Genomic DNA, 18,762 nt, shown 5'->3' with positions numbered 1-18,762 from the left:
AGTTCATCCGTGGTAAGATGGGTGTAGGTCATTTGTGGTCACTCCTTTGTATTCTTTGGTCGGAATTACAAGTTGAGTGTACCACAAATGGCTGTTTTAGTTGTCTAGCTTAATTTTACAATCGGCGAATTGTATAAAAGAGACAATTTAATTATTCAGATTGCAACACTTTATTATGAGGAGAAATTAACTCAAGCAGAAATCGCAAAAAAATTACATATCTCTCGCCCTACTGTATCTCACATGTTAAATGAGGCTCGCGATAGAGGTATCGTAACTATAACAATTCATCACCCTGATTCGAATTTATATTCTAAACAACATGAGATTGTAAAAAAATATGGTTTAAGAACTGTCCAAATCGCTAATGGATCTTTAAGTGATGAGAATATAAAAAAGGAATTAGGTCAATTGTGTGCTCAATATATTGAAAATAGAATCAACGATTTTACAAAGTTAGGATTGGGGTGGGGTACGACTATCTTTGAATATATTAATCAGGCCACATATACTAAAAGTAAAAACCTTGAGATAATCCCTTTAATTGGTGGTATTGGAATTCAAGATACACAATTCCATTCAAATCATTTAGCCTTTAGATTAAGTGAAAAATACAATTGCGATGTTTCTTACTTCTACGCACCGGCTTTCGCTGAAAGCGCAGAGGTACGTGGTTTATTTGAATCTACTACTTTGTATCAAGACATTTACAATAAAGGATTGGAAGTCGACATAGCTATTCTAGGTGTTGGTAATCCAATTGAATCTTCAACGTATAAAAGTTTAGGTTATTTTTCAAAAGAAGAAGAGAATCAGATTAGAGATAGTGGCGCTATTGGAGATATACTTGGAAGTTTTTTTGATAAAAACGGGAATAAAATAAGTATCCCAATTACGGAACGCATGATGGGAATTGCCTTAAATGATATTCATAAAATACCTGAAATATTAGTGCTTGCATCTGGGAAAGAGAAAGTATTAAGTATTAAGATTTTATTAGAAATGGGTTTGCTTGATCATATTATTATTGACAAAGAAATCGCTGATGGTCTTTTGAACAATGAACTTTAATTCTAATAAAGATTTAACACGTGTGGAATCCATGTGCTTACACATAGATTTCACACGTGTCGGTGTTTAATATTTATTTTCTCCCATATTAATGGAATTCAGACTATTATTAACTGATTTCTCCAAGTATTTCCTTACAATTATTTTCTCTCAAATTTATTATTTGTCAATTTGGGATCACTATTAATTGTGTAATGAATTTTATCATCTAATACTCTTCACCCAACAACCCCTCCGTAATCGTATCCGTTGTCACAATAATATTTAATAATTCACTTTCAAGTGCAGCACGAATCGCTTCTACTTTTTGATCCCCATATACAACTGTCATAATCGCTGGTATCTTTCTCAATTCTTCTAGATTTAGACCAATAACATTTTTATTTATTTCACTATCTACTTCTTTTCCTTCTTGATTGAAAAATCGTGAATTAATTACGCCTACAGCATTATGCCCCTTTAATTCGGTCGCATCTTCTTCACTTAAGAAGCCAAGTCGTCTCATATTACTCTCTTGATCGAGACTTGAGATACCAATCAATGCAAGGTCAACTTCTTTTCCTGCCTCGAGAATACTTTGAATAGCATTGTTATTACTTAATTCTTCTCGAATCAAAGGATTCGAGACTAAGGCCGGTGAGTAGAGATATTTAGCTTTTGCACGCATCTTTCGTGCTAGATCATAGCTCAATTGATTCGATTGGATATCAAAGTAATCATCACTTAACCCCCCGATTAAAGGAAGAATTGTTGCTTCTTGATGATTAGTATAAGGAAATGAATCCACTAATCCGCGTAAGGAATTCCCCCAAGATAACCCAATCTTCTTATATCGAGGTGCTATTTTCTTCAAGTATAGTCCTGCTTGTTGGCTAGCAATTTTTTTTATCTCATCCTTATTTAAGTTAAAAGTATCAATGACGATGGCATTTTTTAATTGATATTTTTCCTCTAATTCACGTTCTAATTTAGCAGTGTAAACACTGCTACTATTGATGACGATTTCTACAATACCATCTCTTTTTGCTTCGACGATAATTTTGGAGATTAAGGATCTGGACACCCCTCTTTTGCGGGCGATTTCTGATTGAGTCATTCCTTCTTCATAGTACATCGTCGCAATTTTTACAATTTCATTTTCAGCGATTTTCTCCATATTTTCCCCTCACATAATAAAATCCATCAAAGTAGGTAGCTTTAATACTATCTACTTTGATGGATGAATATTAATTAGCTGATTTTCTAACTAATTTTATTAATTAAACGCTTCAGTATACTTAGCTGCCACATTATCCGCAGTAAAGCCGAAGTATTCAATCACTTCTTCACCTTTACCTGATGCACCAAAACGGTCAATACCTAGAGCTACCCCGTCTAAACCAATGTAACGTTCCCAACCGAATGTTGCTCCCATTTCGATTGACATACGGTTACGTACGGCATTAGGTAGGACACTTTCTTTATATTCAGCTGATTGCTCTTCGAACAAGTTTTGTGCCGGTAATGACACGACTGATACGTCAATACCTTGTTCTTTTAATTTTGCTTGTGCTTCTACAGCTAAGCTAACTTCAGAACCAGTAGCAATTAAGATACCTTCAGGAGTTTCACCTTCACTTGGTGAGATAACGTATCCACCTTTACGAACGCCTTCTTCAGCTAATTCGTTAGATCCTTCTAGTACTGGTAAGTTTTGACGTGATAGAACTAACATTGTTGGACGGTCTTCTGATTCAATTGCTACTTTCCATGCAGCATATGTCTCATTCACATCGGCTGGTCGAATTAAGTTTAGGTTAGGCATTGCACGGAATGCTGCTAAGTGTTCGACTGGCTCATGAGTTGGGCCATCTTCCCCTACTGCTACAGAGTCGTGTGTCATGACATAAGTTACTGGTAAGTTAGATAGTGCTGATAGTCGTACTGCTGCCTTTAAGTAGTCTGTAAACACAAAGAATGTTCCAGCGTATACTTTAGTTCCGCCGTGTAAAGCAATCCCGTTCATCATGGCTGCCATCGCGAATTCACGCACACCGAACCAAATGTTTCTTCCTGCACGGTTTTCTGGCATGAAATCCGTGTCTGAATCGATCATTGTTTTGTTAGATCCTGATAAGTCAGCTGATCCACCCCATAGGAAAGATACTTTTTCAGCAAGACCTTGAATAGCAGCACCACTTGAAGCACGACTGGCTTCGGCTTTAGCATCTGCACCTTTATATTCTAAGTTAGCTGCGTAGTCTTCTGCAAGATGTCCGTTGAATCCTTGTTCAAAGGCTTTAGCTTTCTCTGGATTAGCTTCTTTATAGGCATTGAATACTTCTACCCATGCATTATAAGCTTCTTTACCACGATTTTTTACTTTTTCATCGAATAATCTTTGTGCTTCTGTTGGCACATCAAACGCTTCATGAGTCCATCCATAAACTTCACGTGTTGCTGTCCAGTTGTCAGCACCTAATGGGTTACCATGCGTATTTGCTGTTCCTTGTTGAGGAGAACCGTAACCAATCACTGTTTTAATCTCGATTAAAGTTGGTTTTCCTTTGTTTTCTTTTGCTTTTTGAATCGCGTTTGAGATATCGTCTAAGTTAGTTCCATCTTCAACACGTAAGTAGTTCCAGTTCGCTGATTCAAAACGTCCTTTAATATCTTCGTTGAAGGCTTTGTCTAAGTCACCATCTAATGAGATATCGTTTGAATCGTATAATACGATTAATTTATCTAATTGTTGACGACCTGCATAAGAAATCGCTTCGTAACTAATTCCTTCCATTAAGTCCCCGTCACCAACTAATGTATAAGTGTAGTGATCAATAACTTGATGCTCATCTGTATTGTAGACAGCTGCAGTATGTTGCTCCGCCATTGCCATCCCTACAGCTTGTGCAATTCCTTGTCCTAAAGGACCGGTTGTTGCTTCAACGCCATTTGTATGACGGTATTCAGGATGCCCTGGTGTGCGACCGTTTAATTGACGGAAGTCTTTTAAGTCATCAATCGTTACATCAAAACCACTCATATGTAATAAACTGTAAAGTAAAGCTGAACCATGTCCTGCAGATAATACGAAACGGTCACGGTTTGGCCAATCAGATAATTCTGGGTTCACATTTAAATGTCCTGCCCATAAAGCATATGCCATTGGTGCTGCTCCCATAGGTAAACCTGGGTGACCAGAATTTGCTTTCTCAACTTGTTCCACACTCAAAGCACGTAATGTATTTACCGCTACTAAATCTTTTTCGTTAAACATTATATTCCTCCAAAGAATTATTTTTATTTTTCTATTAATGCGAATGTTTCTTCAAAACTTACATCTGTTACTTTATTATCTATAACCGCTGTGCAACGCTCCGTCTTTCCTTCTCTTAACAAAGCAACAGCGTGTTCTCCAAAATCTAAACCTAAAATCCGATCCTCGGCAACTGGATTTCCACCTCGTTGGATATGACCAAGTAATAATGGATGAATTGGATATCTTGTCTCGCGTTCGACAACTTCTTTAAACTCTTGAGCTGACATGACACCTTCTGCAAGAATGAATAACTGATATCGCTTATTCATAGCTTGGGATTTTTCGATGGTTTCTTTTACTAGATTCACATCAAAATCTCCTGGTTCAGCAATGATACCATCTGCGTCTAGCGCACGGCCGGTCCATCTTGCAATATCTCCCGCTCTACGGCCCATCACCTCAATACAATAAAGATGTTTATGGCTTGACGCAGATTGCATGATAATATCAACCGTTTCAACAACATTTCGAATGGCAGTTTTAAAGCCTAAAGTTAATTCTGTAAGTGGAATATCATTATCAATCGTTCCAGGAATCCCAATGGTTTGTATACCTAGTTTCGATAAACTATAAGCACCATGATATGACCCATCTCCACCAATGACAACTAGTCCATCTACATTATCTTGCTTTAATTGCTTAGCAACTCCAGCTTGAACCTCGGCTTTTTTGAATTCTTCCGACCTTGACGTACCTAAGAAAGTTCCGCCCACATGATGATGTGGTTTTACAACTTCAGGTGTCAATTCAATATAATCATTCGCGATTAAACCAGTATATCCCTCTAGATAACCACGAACTTCGATGTTATGTTTGCGCGCTTCATCAACGATCCCGTTAATGGCTGCATTCATTCCTGGAGCATCGCCCCCGCTTGTTAGTACACCAATACGCTTCATCTGACTCTCCTAAACATGATTTTAACATTTGAGCTCATACAAATTAAATTTTAAAAAATATACTCAGTATATTTATATGTAAAACATTTCTTAATTCAAAATTTAATTCTGACAATCTGATTATACAACGCTTTCAATCGTTTGTAAAGCATATGCCACAATCAGTGTCGTATGTTATTTATGATTTAAGAAGAAAGTCGAATCATATATTCCTTTTATAAAAATATATTTAGAGATTTTATTTGCTCTATTTTATCTACTATAAAAAACTCCTCGGACGTTTTTTCATATTGATGAACATTTAATAATATTGCTTCCCATCCTGCTTCCTTTGCGCCAACTATGTCATTTATATAATTATCACCAATATATACTATTTCTTCTTTTTGAAAGCCTAATATTTCCTCTACTTTTTTAAAAATTTGAAGGTCGGGTTTTGAACACTTTAGTTCATCTGATATGAACCATCTATTCCGATGAATATAATACTCAACATTAAGTTCCTTTATTTTATTTCTTTGATCCTCACTCGGACCGTTAGTTAGAATAAATAATTCTATATTGTTCTTTAATAACATTTCAAACAAGTCTTCTATACCCTCTCGATATATTATTTTGTTACGGAAATATAAGTATAAAGAATTAAAGATAATAGCCTCATTCTCTGATATGTCGGCATTTAATTCTTTATAAGTTTTAATGACACGATCATTTTTATAAGCTACTTTTGACTTACCTTCTCGGATAAATTTTTCATACTCTAAATCAGAATATCTCTGAAATACTTCATAGAAATTTGAAAATGAATGCCCCGTATTAATGACCGAATCTTCCATAATTTCATAAATAAATTTATAATAATTACTTCTGCTATATAATGTATCATCTAAGTCAAAGCCAACAGCTTTTATAGTCATTGAATCTTTCCCTTTCTAGATATTTACAATAAATTAGTAATTTAATGCAAGAAAAGTTCAAAGTATTATAAATAGTCTACTTTGAACTTTTGCTAATATTACAAATTTCTGCTGTTTAAAATCTGTAACTATTTTAGTATATTATTAATTCTAGTCGTAACTCCTGTTAAATTATAGGCTTCAGCATAATCGCGAATTGGCCGTTTGATGTGATCAATTACAAATCGCTCAGCATCAATGTTGTGTTTTGCTAAATTTTCATATAATTTTTTAATCTCTGCTTTAACTTCTTCATCGTTGAAGGTATAGTGACCTGCAATGTCTAATATTTCAACAGCTAAATATTTATTATTAGTAATTTCATCCACCGTTAAGTTGACTTGGTCACCCACCATCCATTTTCTCCAACGTTCACTTTTAATTGCATGTTCAAGTAAAACGTCATAAGTATTTGAAGCTGTTTCAATTAAGCTTTTACTTTCTAAATCTTTTTCTACTTCTGCTAGTTTTAAATAGGCTCTCGTTTCTTCAGTACCATATTGAGGTGCTACGTTTGTTGCAGTGATTTGAGATGGAATGTGCATTAGTAATGACACATCATCTAAATAGTCCCCATTGTGTTCTTTTAATCCTACTTTATATTTTTTAGCCATTTCAGCTAATTCATAAGCATTATCAAAATTAAATTTACCAGCTTGTTCTGTTTTTCTAACTAGAGTCCCAGTTTGTCCTACAATAAATGTTGGCATTGGTAAGTCTTTACTTGTTAATTCATCCGCTAATCTATTGATAAATGTTTCATAAGTCTCTGTCGAAGTTAGGCCACCATTTGTTTCTTCCGTTCCTACTTCATAACCAATTTCTGGTAAATTTCTTTCTTTTCGGACATTTTCACAGAACTCAATTAATTCAACAGTGCGTTTAATTACAATTTCTAATGGAATAACTTTACCGACTTCAAATGGGTCTTTTGTTGGATCAATCATTAATAAATCAAATCCTGCTTCTATATCCGCTAAGTATGATTCTTTCCCGATACGCATTGCTTCTTCTTCTGGAATATGGTCATTTCTTTCTTTATCTCTTTGCCATGGTCCTCCATGATCTCGACATAAATAATATTGGTTATCGTATCCAATTTTCTCTGCTACTTCTTCAACTGCTTTCGCGAACCGGAACTGATCCCAGCCATTTACATAGCCCCCTCCGAATTCATCTTTATCTACTTGATTACGGCTAGCAATAAACATCACTGGGTAATCATCGTCATTTGAAAGTTCTAGAGCAGCCTGAACACAGTTCTGTGACATAGGTCCAATCCCCAATAATGTCGCACTATCTCCTGTATCTTGTAAATTAAGTAACCCTTCTACTACTTTTTTAATTGAATGTTTTTCCATTATTTTGTTTCCTCCTGTTGATTTTCAATGTTTGGTTTTGTAAAGTGTAAGATTGCTACGGATACCAGTGTCCCAATTAACATTGCTAACACGTACCATAATTTTCCATTTACTACAGGCAAGATAATCAAACCACCATGTGGCACTAATGCTTCAACATTATTCATCATACCTATAGCTCCACCTACGGCACTACCAACAATTAAAGCTGGTATAACTCTTTTTGCATCTTTTACAGCAAACGGGATAGCTCCTTCTGTAATCCCGATTAGCCCCATGAAGAATGCTGAAATCCCTAAATCTTTATCTTCTGGTGCATATTTTTTACGATCTACAAATGTCGAAATTGCCATTGCTAATGGTGGTATTGCTACTGCAATACGGTGAGCTCCATTGGGTGCATAAATGCCTTCAGCCATTAACGCAATTGTAAACGCTGTTGCAGTTTTATTAATTGGCCCTCCCATATCAATCGCTGTCATTGCTCCGATTAGTAAACCTAACAGTATTGCGCTACTACCTTGTAAACTTCCAAGAACTTCAACTAACCATGACATTAATCCACCAATTGGGACTGCAATAATATAGATATAAATCATACCTAGTACAAATACAGTAATAACTGGTATGATTAATATAGGCATTATCGTTCTGATAGTCGCAGGGGTTTTCCAAGTTTTCATCCATCTAACAAAATAACCTGTTCCTACTCCTAAAATCATTGCGCCTAGAAATCCGGTTGAAACTTGAGATTCTCCAATTGGGTTATTTGCTACAAAACCTAAAACCATACCTGGAGCTAATCCGGGTTTACCTGCTAGAGAGTGTGCGATATATCCAGAAAGCAACGGGATCATCATGGCAAACCCTGCAGCACCTAAATCATTTAAGTTTTGCATAAATGGGTTTGTAATTTCCATTCCAGAATCTGTTGGTGTACCTGTTGCTAAAGCAATTGCTAAAAATATTCCCCCAACAACCACTGCTGGTAACATAAATGAAACCCCAGTATTAAACGCTTTTTGTAAATCGCTTAAAAATTTGTTTTTATTATTAGCCATTTTATTTTCCTGCTTTCTTCACTTTTATAGTGATTCGATTCGATCAAACAAATCTTTTGTGCTTTTAATTGCTTCGCCTGGATCAATAGTAATTACTTTGTCTGCTGCTACTTTCTCATCAAATCTTTCTTTTTCTTCAATATCAATTGATACCGCAAAGATAACAATATCCGCTGCATCAATTTCTGCTTGATCTAATTCATTTTCAACACCCATGCTACCTTGAGTCTCAATTTTTACATCATGTCCTCTTTTTTTACCTTCTTTTTCAATTGCTTCTTGTGCCATATATGTGTGTGCTATCCCTGTTGGACATGCTGATACTCCTACAATTTTCATAATATTTCTCTCCTTATTTTTGTTTTATAGATTGTAATAATTTGTATACTTCATTTTCATTTTCTTCAGTCAATAATTTTTGTCTAAACTCATCATCAAGTAACTTTTTACTAATCTCTGAAATAAATTTCAGATGCATATTATCTTTATTTTCACTTGGAACAGCAATTAAAAAAATCATTCTTACAGTTTCATCGCTGTCTTTATCCCAATAAATCCCTTCCTTAGTTCTCAAGAAAGCTACGAATGGCTGCAAAACTGTATCGCTTTTACCGTGGGGCATAGCGATATCAAAACCTATGGATGTAGATATTTGTTCTTCTCTCTCTAAAACAGCCTTTTTCAAATCATCTTTTACTGATATTAGATTATTTTTTTTCGCCTCCTCTAAAATATAATCGACAATAGAAATTTTATTATCTAATTCTTTATTTAAAAATATAATTTCTTTATGGATCACATCGCTATCTATCACTTAATTAAATCCCCTTTCACTTCATTTAAATATTCTTTAAAATGACTCATAATATTTTTATCGTTAATTAATGAATATAATTCTTTCATTATATCTTTTGTTTCTTTCGTATCCTCTTTGCTAATTAGCAAAATAAATATTTTATCAACAAAATACTTATTCCATCGAATTTTTTTATTGTTATTAATGATGACTATTAACGATTTATTTACAAGGTCTATATCGCCATGAGGTGTGGCAACACCGTTCGGTAAGTCTGTATTCCCCAATGATTCTCTACGAATTAATGTTTCCATATAAGAGTTTTCTATATATTCATCGGATGTAAGTTTGTTATCAATATATGCCACTAATGATTCTCTATCATTGAATTCGGCGTTTATGAAAATATAATCCTTATTTAAAAATTTTTTTATATTTTCTATATCCACAGTTTCTTCTACCGATTCTTCACCATTTGAATTTAATTTCCTTTTTATGTATTCAATATCTTGATTTGTTAAAAGTGGTGAGACGTTTATGACGTTTTTACCCTTTATTAAGTTTGTAGATGAAACGATTAATTCATAGTCGTCTAAGTTGTAATATTCCAATTCACCTACAGATGTAGACTCAATTTGTTCAGCGGCAGATAATTCATTTTTCAATTTATTGACTAGTAATTCTGAAGTAGCAATACCATACTGACAAACTACCAAAATTCGTTTATGTTCCTTCTGTCTTTCAATAGCAGATTGAAAATATATGGCCAATAACGCAACTTCCCCATCATTAAATTCGACTTTTAAACCTGATTCAAATTTTGATATTGCCATAGAAATAGTATGGAAAGTTTCACGATACTCACTTTTTATTTGCTCGGTAAAAGGATTTTCTACCCGAACTTTTAGTTTCAATCGATATATCATTGGAGGTACATGTTGTTTAAGTTCTTTCATTAATTGAGAATCTTTTTTAAAATTAACACCGAAAGCATCACTTAAGTAACTAATAAGTCCTTCAATAAAATTAATATTAGTCGTTTCATTAGGAATGTGCTCAAAACGATTTAATATAAGATACTTAGCAAGAAATTTTATATCATTTTGAGTATATTCCAATGTTAAACGTGATGATGCCCGTTTTAATAATTGACTTGACCCTGATGTAAAATCAGATAAATCCCCAAAATCATCTTCTGTTAAATTCATTATAGACTGATCCATTAAATTCTCATTTACCAATCTATGGAGCTGCACAATATAGACGTTTAAAGTATTTAAAATATAATATTCTGACAATAAGCTATTGTTATTCATTACAAAACTGAACAAAATATCATAAGCAACATTTACAAGTTCCTCTTGATAAAATTCTTCAAACACCTTTTTAATTTGATCCATATTATTATAATGAGCTAATGACTTTTTCTCGATGACTTTTTGATTAAACCAAATCATGGCCTCCCTAATAGAGTTTTCATCTCCTGTAATTTTAGTTCCATTTAAATCACTTATGATTTTCACTCTTGTATTTGCATTTAAACTAGTTTTAATTTCATCGATATCATTTTTTATCGAAGTTGAACTTACAAACAGTTCATTAGCTAAATCATTATATGTGACTGTCATATTTTTAATAAGAAGCATTTCTAGGATTTGAATTTTTCTATCATTAATTTGTTCGTATTCTTGTTTGTTATCTTTGTCATTTATTGTAATGTGATTTATTAGTTTGATTCCTACCCCTCTCTTTTTCTCAATCATTGATCCGGTATCTTTAATGTTCTTATTTACCGTGTTTATATCAGAATGTAATGTTCGTTCAGATACCCCCAAAACATCTGCAAGATCTTTAACTGTTGACCATTCATCTATAATTTCTAAGTATTCTACTAATTTTTTTTGACGATCCTTTGGAGACATTTAACCACTCCTATCAATAGTATTATTGTGTTGTTAGCGCCTCCATGTCTATAGAATACATCATGTAAAGCGCTTTCTCAATCACAAAAAATTGCAACAAGTAGATAGACTTCTTGCAATAACTAACAATTCTGCAACAGCTATTTTTGTATTCTAACATTGGTATATCATAAAGTTCGAACAAAATACTCACCATTCGCCTCTACCTAATACCAGTATTTAGGTCTATTCAGTATACAATTCCCTTCAAATAACATATAACTGAATATTGATATTCTTGGGTTATGCCCAAGTTAGGAGGTAGGCAATGTTAGTAGTTGAAGGTATTGAAAAGACATTCGCAGATAACAAGGTCTTAAAAGGAATCGATTTAACAGTCAACCAAGGTGATGTCGTGGCTTTAATTGGGCCAAGTGGGACTGGAAAAACAACCCTACTTCGCTCGATTAATTTCTTAGAACGAGTTGATCAAGGGAAAGTAACCATTGATGGACTGACTGTTGATTGTCAAACAGCAAGTGAGAAAGATATTATCCAATTAAGAAGAAAAACAGCGATGGTGTTTCAAAGTTATAACTTATTCCGGAACAAAACGATTTTAGAAAATGTAATGGAAGGTTTAGTCACTGTTCAAAATAAATCTAAAAAAGAAGCTGAAGCTATAGCAAAAGCACAAATTGAAGCGGTCGGCTTAGGTGATAAAGTTGATAACTACCCTATGCAATTATCTGGAGGTCAACAACAACGGATTGGAATTGCACGCGCACTGGCATTGGAACCTCAAGTGATGTTACTCGATGAGCCAACTTCTTCATTAGACCCTGAACGTTCTGCGGAAGTATTAAGAGTACTTCAGGAAGTTGCTAAGACTGGGATGACCATGGTGATTGCTACTCACGAAATGAATTCTGCTAAATATGTTTCAAATCATGTCGTATTTATGGAAAATGAACATATTGTGGAACAAGGTTCGCCAGAACAAATTTTTAATCATCCAAAAGAAGAACGTACACAGCGTTTCTTACAAGATTTAGAAAATCCTTTTAAAACTGAAAGTGAATAAAAGGAGAATAATAATGAAATATTTTAAAACATTCGTACTTGCACTGGGTGCGTTCATCCTCGTAGCATGTGGTAGCGGGAATGGGGCAACTGAAGAATCTTCAGCTCAAAATGAACCTGCTGCTGAAGGCGAGACAGTTGAAGTAACTGTGGCGGTTGAAAATGCTTCGAACCCATTGAGTTTTACTAACAATGATGGTTAATTAGATGGTTATAAAGTTGATGTAATTAATGCCATCAATGAAGTGATCGATGGTTACAACTTAACCATTGAAAGCGTGAGTGCTGAAGCCACTCAAGTTGGTTTAGATACTGGTAAATATGCACTTATCGGTGGCGGTTTATTCAAAAATGAAGAGCGTGAGGAACTTTACTTATTCCCTGAAGAACATACGGGTGTCAGTACCATTGAAATTTACAAACGTGCCGATGATGATTCAATTCAAACTCTAGATGATTTAGTTGGTGTAACAGTTCATCCGGTAACTCCAAATGGAGGTATCTTTAATTTGTTGACTTCATATAATGAAGAGAACCCTGACAATCAAATTGATATTCAATTAGGGGAAGCGGGTAACTTCGCACAACGTTTCCAAGCCTTACACGATGGTGTATCAGATGCGGTAGTTATGCCTTCTAACTTAGGGGCTGATGATATGATTACTGATTTAGAATTAAATGTTTCAACTACCAATGAGCCTGTTCAAGTAAATCCTACATACTTTGTATTAGCGCAAGATCAAGAAGCTTTGAAAGAAAAATTAGATGAAGCCATAGCGCAATTAAAAGAAGATGGTACTTTAGCTGAGCTATCTAAGAAGTTGTATGGAGAGAACATGTTTGATTATGAATTAACTGAACAATAGTCTATTGGACTTGCCATGGTGTTTTTTGTACGTTAGTCGTGCAAGCAACACCTTTTGTTTTGGTAATTTAATCAGCTTTCATTAGGCTTTTTTTAATAATGGTACACTAGTAAAAACTCTACAAAAAAAAGGAGGGAATGAGATGGATTTTAGTTTTATTATTGACATCTTACCCACATTAATTAAAACACTCCCTTTAACTATCTATATCTTGGTCATTGCTGCATTCTTTGGTTTCTTATTTGCAATAGTTGTTGCAGCGGTTCGGATTAGACACATTCCGGTTATCAGCCAATTGTTTGCTGTTTATGCCTCGTTTATGCGTAGTACTAAGGTATTGATTATACTAACAAATGTGTCATGGGCGGCATTGCACGTATGGATATTACACATAATAATCGCAACCCTCTTCGTCATCAAATTTACCGTTCAATTACAGAGTCTGGTGGAAAGCACTTAATTCTTACACCTGGGTGTGGGATTAGACATCCTTTTGAAGAAGATACAATTCGTTATTTACAGAAAGTAAAAATCGAAACTGAAGCGTTATGAAATAAGTAAGTCAATAATTAAGCCGTCCTTTCGAGGACGGTTTTTCTTGTTTATGAGGTCACGAGATCTCAACAAAAAACCGAGGCTGTTTTTACACAGTCTCGGTTTAATCTTCTTTAAATTAGTATGCTCTGGCTAACCAAACAGTTTCTGTTGCTGGGTTACCTGTCACAATACATACGTCTTTCTTATCTACTGTACCATCAACTGGAATGTTACGTGTTGTGAAACCAGTGCGTTCTTTAATCTTTGCTTCTGATTCTTCCGTTCCGTCCCATCCTGCTAAGATCCAACCTGGGTTTTCGTTTGCAGCTTTTTTCGCTTCAATATGGTTTTCAAGTTCTTCTAATGTATTGATGTCCGTATAGATGTGTTGTGAATTGCGTTCGCGTGCTGATTCTAATAGGCGATTTTGCATTTCATCTAAGGCATTTTCGATGTAATCAGCAAAGTTTGTGAATTCAACATCTACTTTTTCATCTAAGTCACGCGCTTTAACGATGACTTTATTGTTTTCTAAGTCACGTGGTCCAATTTCTACACGAAGTGGCGCACCGCGTAATTCCCATTCATTGAATTTGTAACCTGGACGGTTATCGCTTCCGTCAATGACTGTACGGATTTGCTTGCTTGCTAATTCTTCATTCAGTTCATAGATTTTGTCCATGATCGCTGGGTTCTTTTGCCATGGTCCAACAGGAATGAATACGACTTGTTGCGGAGCAACTTTTGGTGGCATAACTAGTCCTTGGTCGTCACCGTGAGACATGATCATTGCTCCGATTAAACGTGTTGATACACCCCATGATGTGGTGAATGCGTGAACGTGTTCGTTGTCGCTGTTTAAGTATTTGATATCAAAAGCTTCAGCGAATTTCGTTCCCATGTAGTGACTTGTTCCTGCTTGAACAGCTTTTGTATCTTGCATCATTGCTTCAACAGAGTAAGTTCGTTCTGCACCAGCAAAGCGTTCTGAAGGTGTTTTTTCACCTTTAAATACTGGAATAGCTAATACGCCTTCAATCACTTCTGCATAAATATCTAACATACGTTGTGTACGTCTTTTAGCTTCTTCAGCATTGGTGTGAGCCGTATGCCCTTCTTGCCATAAGAATTCTGACGTACGTAGGAATGGCATTGTACGTTTTTCCCAGCGGAATACGTTTGCCCATTGGTTCATTTCCATTGGTAAATCACGGTATGAGTTAATCCATTTAGAATACGCATCACCAAACATCGTTTCTGATGTTGGACGTAGCGCTAAGCGCTCTTCTAATGGCTCACCCGCAGCTTCAGTAACCCACGGTAACTCTGGTGAGAATCCTTCAATATGATCTTTTTCCTTATTGAAGAAGCTCTCGGGAATTAACATTGGGAAGTATGCATTACGGATACCTTCTTGTTTGAATCGGTAGTTTAAAGCTTCTTGGATATGCTCCCAAATTTCGAAACCGTTGGGTTTGAAAATCATACAACCACGTACGGGTGAATAGTCCATTAAGTCAGCTTTTTGAATTGTTTGGATATACCATTTTGAAAAATCTTCTTTTCTCGTTACCATAGTAACCTCCTATTATAATTTTATACAAAAAAACTGTTCCCGTCCAAATAAGGACGAAGAACAGTTGATCTCCGCGGTACCACCTCAGTTGTCAGCATGTTGCCAACCTGCTTAGAGCCGATAAGGAGGCGAACCCATAAACTGTTTAGTAGGTTCAACGAATGAGTGGGCACGTCACTTTCAGCCTAGGTGACTTTCTCTTATTACCGTCAATTCGTTTACTATTCTAACAATGCTTATATTATAGCGAGTCTTAACGAAAAGTTCAACGCTCAGATTAACTTATTTGCGTATTCACGGCTTCTTGTAAGACAAAATCTCGTTTCTCTGGCTCTAACCAGGCAGAATGAGTCTCAGATACCTTATATTCTTCACCTAAAGAATAATTGAAACCACTCCCCTTATAGTCATAATGTAGTGCTTTTCTATGTTTTTCTAATTGTGGGTTTGGATGTGGGATAGCTGATAGTAAAGAACGTGTATAGGGATGAATCGGATTATTAAATATCTCTTCAGTCGTTCCCGTCTCCAGCAGATGTCCTAAATGAAGTACACCAATCCTATCTGAAATATACTTAACCATTGAAAGGTCATGCGCAATGAATAAATAGGATAGATTGGACTCTTTCTGAATTTCCTTCATTAAATTAACAATCTGTGCTTGGATGGATACGTCTAGAGCACTAATAGATTCATCAGCAATAATTAATTTAGGATTCATAATTAAAGCACGCGCAATCCCTACACGTTGGCGTTGTCCTCCTGAGAATTGATGTGGATAACGGTTCGCAAATTCTCTAGACAGACCTACACGTTCCAGTATTTCTAACCCCATAGCTTCACGTTCATCGGATGTATTATATATTTGTTGAATTTCGAGTCCTTGAGTAATAATTTCAATGACTTTTTTTCGTGGGTTTAGACTTGCCATTGGGTCTTGGAAAATCATTTGCATGTTTGTCCTTAAGAAAGCATCACGTTCTTTATCTAATTTTCCTGCCATTTCTTTACCATCAAAAACAATTGAACCTGATGTGGGTTCATACAACCTTATCAGTGATCGACCAATGGTTGATTTACCAGATCCTGACTCCCCTACTAATCCATATGTTTCTCCTTGATTAATATGGAAACTTACACCATCGACTGCTTTAACCGTGTATTTTTTACTCACTTCAAAATGTTGTTTCAAATTCTTTACTACTAATAACGGCTGTTTAAATTCACTCATATTTACTTGCCTCCAATTTCATACGATTAATTCTATTTTTTAACGTTGAAGGCATATCAATATCTGGGGCATTTTCATGCAATAACCAACTTGCTACATAATGCGTATCTGATACTTGATACATAGGTGGCTCAATACGTTTATCGATATTTAAAGCATAATCATTTCGAATATAGAATGGATCCCCTTGTTTGTGATGTGCTAAGTTTGGTGGGTTCCCTGGAATAGCATAAAGCTTATCTGATTTTGTATGAATATCCGGCATAGCAGATAATAGACCCCAAGTGTATGGATGTTTAGGTTCATAGAATATTTCATCTGCCGTTCCTTTTTCGACAATTCGTCCAGCGTACATAACATTGACATAATCAGCCACTTTAGAAACAACACCTAAATCATGTGTGATATATATAACTGCAATACCAGTCTTTTCTTGTATGACCTTAATCAAGTCTAAAATTTTCGATTGGATTGTTACATCTAATGCCGTTGTCGGTTCATCACAAATTAATATATCCGGGTCACAAGCTAAGGCAATGGCGATAACAATTCGTTGACGCATCCCCCCTGATAATTGGTGAGGATATTGACTAAGTCGTTCTTCCCCATCGGAAATTCCTACCAGATCTAAAAGGTTCAAAGCTTTCTTACGTGCCTCCGCTTTTGGAGTTTTGTAGTGAATGAACATCCCTTCCATAATCTGATCACCAATATTCATTGTTGGATTCAGTGATGTCATCGGGTCTTGAAAAACCATAGCGATTCGTTTCCCATTAAATGTACGTCGCATTTCTTTTTTAGATATTTTTAATAAATCAACAGAAGTCATTTTTCCATTTGTTGAATATTTGTATTCAATAACCCCCGTGTTAATCTTTTGATTATTAGCAGTAATTCCCATAATCGTTTTAACAGTTACTGATTTTCCAGAACCTGATTCTCCAACTATTGCTAATGTTTCACCTTTATATAAATCAAGATCTACACCACGTATTGCTTCCACAGCACCCTGAGATGTTTTAAATGAGACATTTAAATCACGCATTTCTAATATTTTTTGACGACTCATTTTTAAACCTCCTTCATAGTTGGATCAAGGGCATCACGCAGTCCATCAGCCAGTAAATTAAAACTCAACATTGTCATTGATAATACAAATACTGGTGGGATAATCATAAATGGTGCGTTTAAAAATGACTTAAATGCATCACTGATAAGTGAACCAAGTGATGCGTCTGGCATAGGAACGCCTAAACCAATAAACGCTAGAAATGACTCTGTAAAGATTGCATTCGGAACTGAGAACATTGACATAATAATTAATTGGGCAAATATATTTGGTAATATTTCTTTAAAAATAATCGTACTTGGCTTCGCCCCTAATGTCCTCGCTGCTAGCACAAATTCTCGGTCTTTAAGTTTAAGTATCTGGGCCCTCGCTACCCGTGACATGCCAATCCAACCTGTTAAAGCAATGGCAATGGTGATACTTAAGATACCAGGTTCGAGCACAACAATTAAGAGAGTCACAATAACCAAACTAGGAATACCATTGAGCACTTCCAATATTCGTTGCATAACCATATCGACTTTTCCACCAAAATAACCTGAAATCAGTCCGTAAGTCATTCCTATTAAAACATCGACAATTACCGCTACCAAAGCAATATAGAGTGATATCCGTGTCCCTTCCCATGTTCTTGTAAAGATGTCGCGACCTAGAACATCACTACCAAACCAATAATAAGTATCCTGGGCGTTAGGATTTGATTCGTATTTATTCAGTTCAATTTCTCCTGTTGATGATTTGAGCGTTTGCGTTCCGTCTAAAACTCCAATTTTTTCAAGTCCTGGAACTCGAGGAGCCATACTCTCATTTCCAATTATCTGCTCATTGGACCCAAAATCATTCATATATGGTCCGAATAAAGCAAAAAAGATAATAATAATAATAAATATTAGTCCAAACACAGAACCTTTATTTTTTGAGAATTTAGTAATAAATTGTTTGATCGAAGACTCACGTACAAATATTTCTTGCTGATTTATATCTTCACCTTTATCAGCCCACTCGAAGTCATCAGCTAAAAATTCAATCTCTTCTGTTCTATTTAATTCAGTCATTA

Annotated in this window: 17 protein-coding genes and 1 pseudogene; 5 read left to right on the top strand and 13 right to left on the bottom strand. The window is 35.3% G+C overall.

The genetic code is table 11. The features are described from left to right. Positions 1–129 precede the first annotated feature (129 nt). A complete protein-coding gene (locus FEZ33_RS07505) occupies positions 130–1,071 on the top strand; it encodes a sugar-binding transcriptional regulator (RefSeq protein WP_138404787.1) in 942 nt (313 codons plus the stop codon). Between the two features lie 208 nt (positions 1,072–1,279). Here FEZ33_RS07505 and FEZ33_RS07500 read toward each other — a convergent pair whose 3' ends face one another. The 9 genes from FEZ33_RS07500 to FEZ33_RS07460 all read right to left on the bottom strand — a co-directional run bounded on the left by FEZ33_RS07500 (position 1,280) and on the right by FEZ33_RS07460 (position 11,364). Next, positions 1,280–2,227, bottom strand: coding sequence for a sugar-binding transcriptional regulator (locus tag FEZ33_RS07500; protein ID WP_138404786.1), 948 nt, complete (start codon positions 2,225–2,227; stop codon positions 1,280–1,282). A 99-nt stretch (positions 2,228–2,326) separates the two neighbouring features. After that, positions 2,327–4,327, bottom strand: a complete 2,001-nt coding sequence (tkt, locus tag FEZ33_RS07495; protein WP_138404785.1) for a transketolase — start codon at positions 4,325–4,327, stop codon at positions 2,327–2,329. A gap of 23 nt (positions 4,328–4,350) precedes the next feature. Beyond that, a complete protein-coding gene (locus FEZ33_RS07490) occupies positions 4,351–5,268 on the bottom strand; it encodes an ATP-dependent 6-phosphofructokinase (protein WP_138404784.1) in 918 nt (305 codons plus the stop codon). 215 nt (positions 5,269–5,483) lie between these two features. Beyond that, positions 5,484–6,185 (bottom strand): HAD family hydrolase, encoded by a 702-nt coding sequence (locus tag FEZ33_RS07485; protein WP_138404783.1) that lies wholly within the window; start codon positions 6,183–6,185, stop codon positions 5,484–5,486. Between the two features lie 128 nt (positions 6,186–6,313). Then, positions 6,314–7,585, bottom strand: coding sequence for a class II D-tagatose-bisphosphate aldolase non-catalytic subunit (locus tag FEZ33_RS07480; RefSeq protein WP_138404782.1), 1,272 nt, complete (start codon positions 7,583–7,585; stop codon positions 6,314–6,316). Beyond that, positions 7,585–8,646, bottom strand: coding sequence for a PTS fructose transporter subunit IIC (locus FEZ33_RS07475; protein ID WP_138404781.1), 1,062 nt, complete (start codon positions 8,644–8,646; stop codon positions 7,585–7,587). The genes FEZ33_RS07480 and FEZ33_RS07475 overlap by 1 nt, the downstream gene beginning before the upstream one ends. Positions 8,647–8,670: 24 nt before the next feature. Further along, entirely contained in the window at positions 8,671–8,985 is a 315-nt protein-coding gene (locus FEZ33_RS07470; protein ID WP_138404780.1) for a PTS fructose transporter subunit IIB, read from the bottom strand. 13 nt (positions 8,986–8,998) lie between these two features. Beyond that, entirely contained in the window at positions 8,999–9,460 is a 462-nt protein-coding gene (locus tag FEZ33_RS07465) for a PTS sugar transporter subunit IIA (RefSeq protein WP_138404779.1), read from the bottom strand. Then, on the bottom strand, positions 9,457–11,364 hold the full coding sequence (locus FEZ33_RS07460; protein ID WP_138404778.1) for a BglG family transcription antiterminator: 1,908 nt from the start codon (positions 11,362–11,364) through the stop codon (positions 9,457–9,459). Before FEZ33_RS07460 ends, FEZ33_RS07465 begins: the two co-directional genes overlap by 4 nt. Positions 11,365–11,671: 307 nt before the next feature. Here FEZ33_RS07460 and FEZ33_RS07455 point away from each other — a divergent pair, with 307 nt between their 5' ends. The 4 genes and pseudogenes from FEZ33_RS07455 (at position 11,672) to FEZ33_RS12460 (ending at position 13,844) form a co-directional block, all read left to right on the top strand. Then, positions 11,672–12,427, top strand: a complete 756-nt coding sequence (locus FEZ33_RS07455) for an amino acid ABC transporter ATP-binding protein (RefSeq protein ID WP_138404777.1) — start codon at positions 11,672–11,674, stop codon at positions 12,425–12,427. Between the two features lie 13 nt (positions 12,428–12,440). Next, complete coding sequence (locus tag FEZ33_RS07450) at positions 12,441–12,629, top strand: hypothetical protein (protein ID WP_138404776.1); 189 nt, start codon at positions 12,441–12,443, stop codon at positions 12,627–12,629. Between the two features lie 15 nt (positions 12,630–12,644). After that, a pseudogene (locus FEZ33_RS07445) lies at positions 12,645–13,292 on the top strand (transporter substrate-binding domain-containing protein); the annotation flags it as partial. Positions 13,293–13,670: 378 nt separating this feature from the next. Beyond that, complete coding sequence (locus tag FEZ33_RS12460) at positions 13,671–13,844, top strand: hypothetical protein (RefSeq protein ID WP_171031324.1); 174 nt, start codon at positions 13,671–13,673, stop codon at positions 13,842–13,844. 121 nt (positions 13,845–13,965) lie between these two features. Here the strand turns inward: FEZ33_RS12460 and proS are convergent, their stop codons facing one another. The 4 genes from proS to FEZ33_RS07425 form a co-directional block, all read right to left on the bottom strand. After that, complete coding sequence (gene proS / locus FEZ33_RS07440; RefSeq protein WP_138404774.1) at positions 13,966–15,405, bottom strand: proline--tRNA ligase; 1,440 nt, start codon at positions 15,403–15,405, stop codon at positions 13,966–13,968. Positions 15,406–15,682: 277 nt separating this feature from the next. Next, complete coding sequence (locus FEZ33_RS07435; protein ID WP_138404773.1) at positions 15,683–16,636, bottom strand: ABC transporter ATP-binding protein; 954 nt, start codon at positions 16,634–16,636, stop codon at positions 15,683–15,685. Then, on the bottom strand, positions 16,629–17,705 hold the full coding sequence (locus FEZ33_RS07430; protein WP_138404772.1) for an ABC transporter ATP-binding protein: 1,077 nt from the start codon (positions 17,703–17,705) through the stop codon (positions 16,629–16,631). The genes FEZ33_RS07435 and FEZ33_RS07430 overlap by 8 nt, the downstream gene beginning before the upstream one ends. A gap of 2 nt (positions 17,706–17,707) precedes the next feature. Further along, a complete protein-coding gene (locus FEZ33_RS07425; RefSeq protein WP_138404771.1) occupies positions 17,708–18,760 on the bottom strand; it encodes an ABC transporter permease in 1,053 nt (350 codons plus the stop codon). Positions 18,761–18,762: the final 2 nt, after the last annotated feature.

Origin of the sequence: Ruoffia tabacinasalis (assembly GCF_005864045.1) — a bacterium.
GTDB lineage: Bacteria > Bacillota > Bacilli > Lactobacillales > Aerococcaceae > Ruoffia > Ruoffia tabacinasalis.
The sequence above is the reverse complement of the archived record's forward strand: the minus strand, read 5'-3'. Positions and strand labels throughout refer to the sequence as shown.

What these genes read in the sequence shown, in the direction of transcription:
- FEZ33_RS07485 (WP_138404783.1), bottom strand. Translation starts at nt 6,185, where the DNA reads ATGACTATAAAAGCTGTTGGCTTTGACTTAGATGATACATTATATAGC.
- FEZ33_RS07425 (WP_138404771.1), bottom strand. Translation starts at nt 18,760, where the DNA reads ATGACTGAATTAAATAGAACAGAAGAGATTGAATTTTTAGCTGATGAC.
- FEZ33_RS07460 (WP_138404778.1), bottom strand. Translation starts at nt 11,364, where the DNA reads ATGTCTCCAAAGGATCGTCAAAAAAAATTAGTAGAATACTTAGAAATT.
- FEZ33_RS07500 (WP_138404786.1), bottom strand. Translation starts at nt 2,227, where the DNA reads ATGGAGAAAATCGCTGAAAATGAAATTGTAAAAATTGCGACGATGTAC.
- FEZ33_RS07475 (WP_138404781.1), bottom strand. Translation starts at nt 8,646, where the DNA reads ATGGCTAATAATAAAAACAAATTTTTAAGCGATTTACAAAAAGCGTTT.
- FEZ33_RS07430 (WP_138404772.1), bottom strand. Translation starts at nt 17,705, where the DNA reads ATGAGTCGTCAAAAAATATTAGAAATGCGTGATTTAAATGTCTCATTT.
- tkt (WP_138404785.1), bottom strand. Translation starts at nt 4,327, where the DNA reads ATGTTTAACGAAAAAGATTTAGTAGCGGTAAATACATTACGTGCTTTG.
- FEZ33_RS07480 (WP_138404782.1), bottom strand. Translation starts at nt 7,585, where the DNA reads ATGGAAAAACATTCAATTAAAAAAGTAGTAGAAGGGTTACTTAATTTA.
- FEZ33_RS07435 (WP_138404773.1), bottom strand. Translation starts at nt 16,636, where the DNA reads ATGAGTGAATTTAAACAGCCGTTATTAGTAGTAAAGAATTTGAAACAA.
- FEZ33_RS07455 (WP_138404777.1), top strand. Translation starts at nt 11,672, where the DNA reads ATGTTAGTAGTTGAAGGTATTGAAAAGACATTCGCAGATAACAAGGTC.
- FEZ33_RS12460 (WP_171031324.1), top strand. Translation starts at nt 13,671, where the DNA reads ATGGATATTACACATAATAATCGCAACCCTCTTCGTCATCAAATTTAC.
- FEZ33_RS07450 (WP_138404776.1), top strand. Translation starts at nt 12,441, where the DNA reads ATGAAATATTTTAAAACATTCGTACTTGCACTGGGTGCGTTCATCCTC.
- FEZ33_RS07470 (WP_138404780.1), bottom strand. Translation starts at nt 8,985, where the DNA reads ATGAAAATTGTAGGAGTATCAGCATGTCCAACAGGGATAGCACACACA.
- FEZ33_RS07490 (WP_138404784.1), bottom strand. Translation starts at nt 5,268, where the DNA reads ATGAAGCGTATTGGTGTACTAACAAGCGGGGGCGATGCTCCAGGAATG.
- proS (WP_138404774.1), bottom strand. Translation starts at nt 15,405, where the DNA reads ATGGTAACGAGAAAAGAAGATTTTTCAAAATGGTATATCCAAACAATT.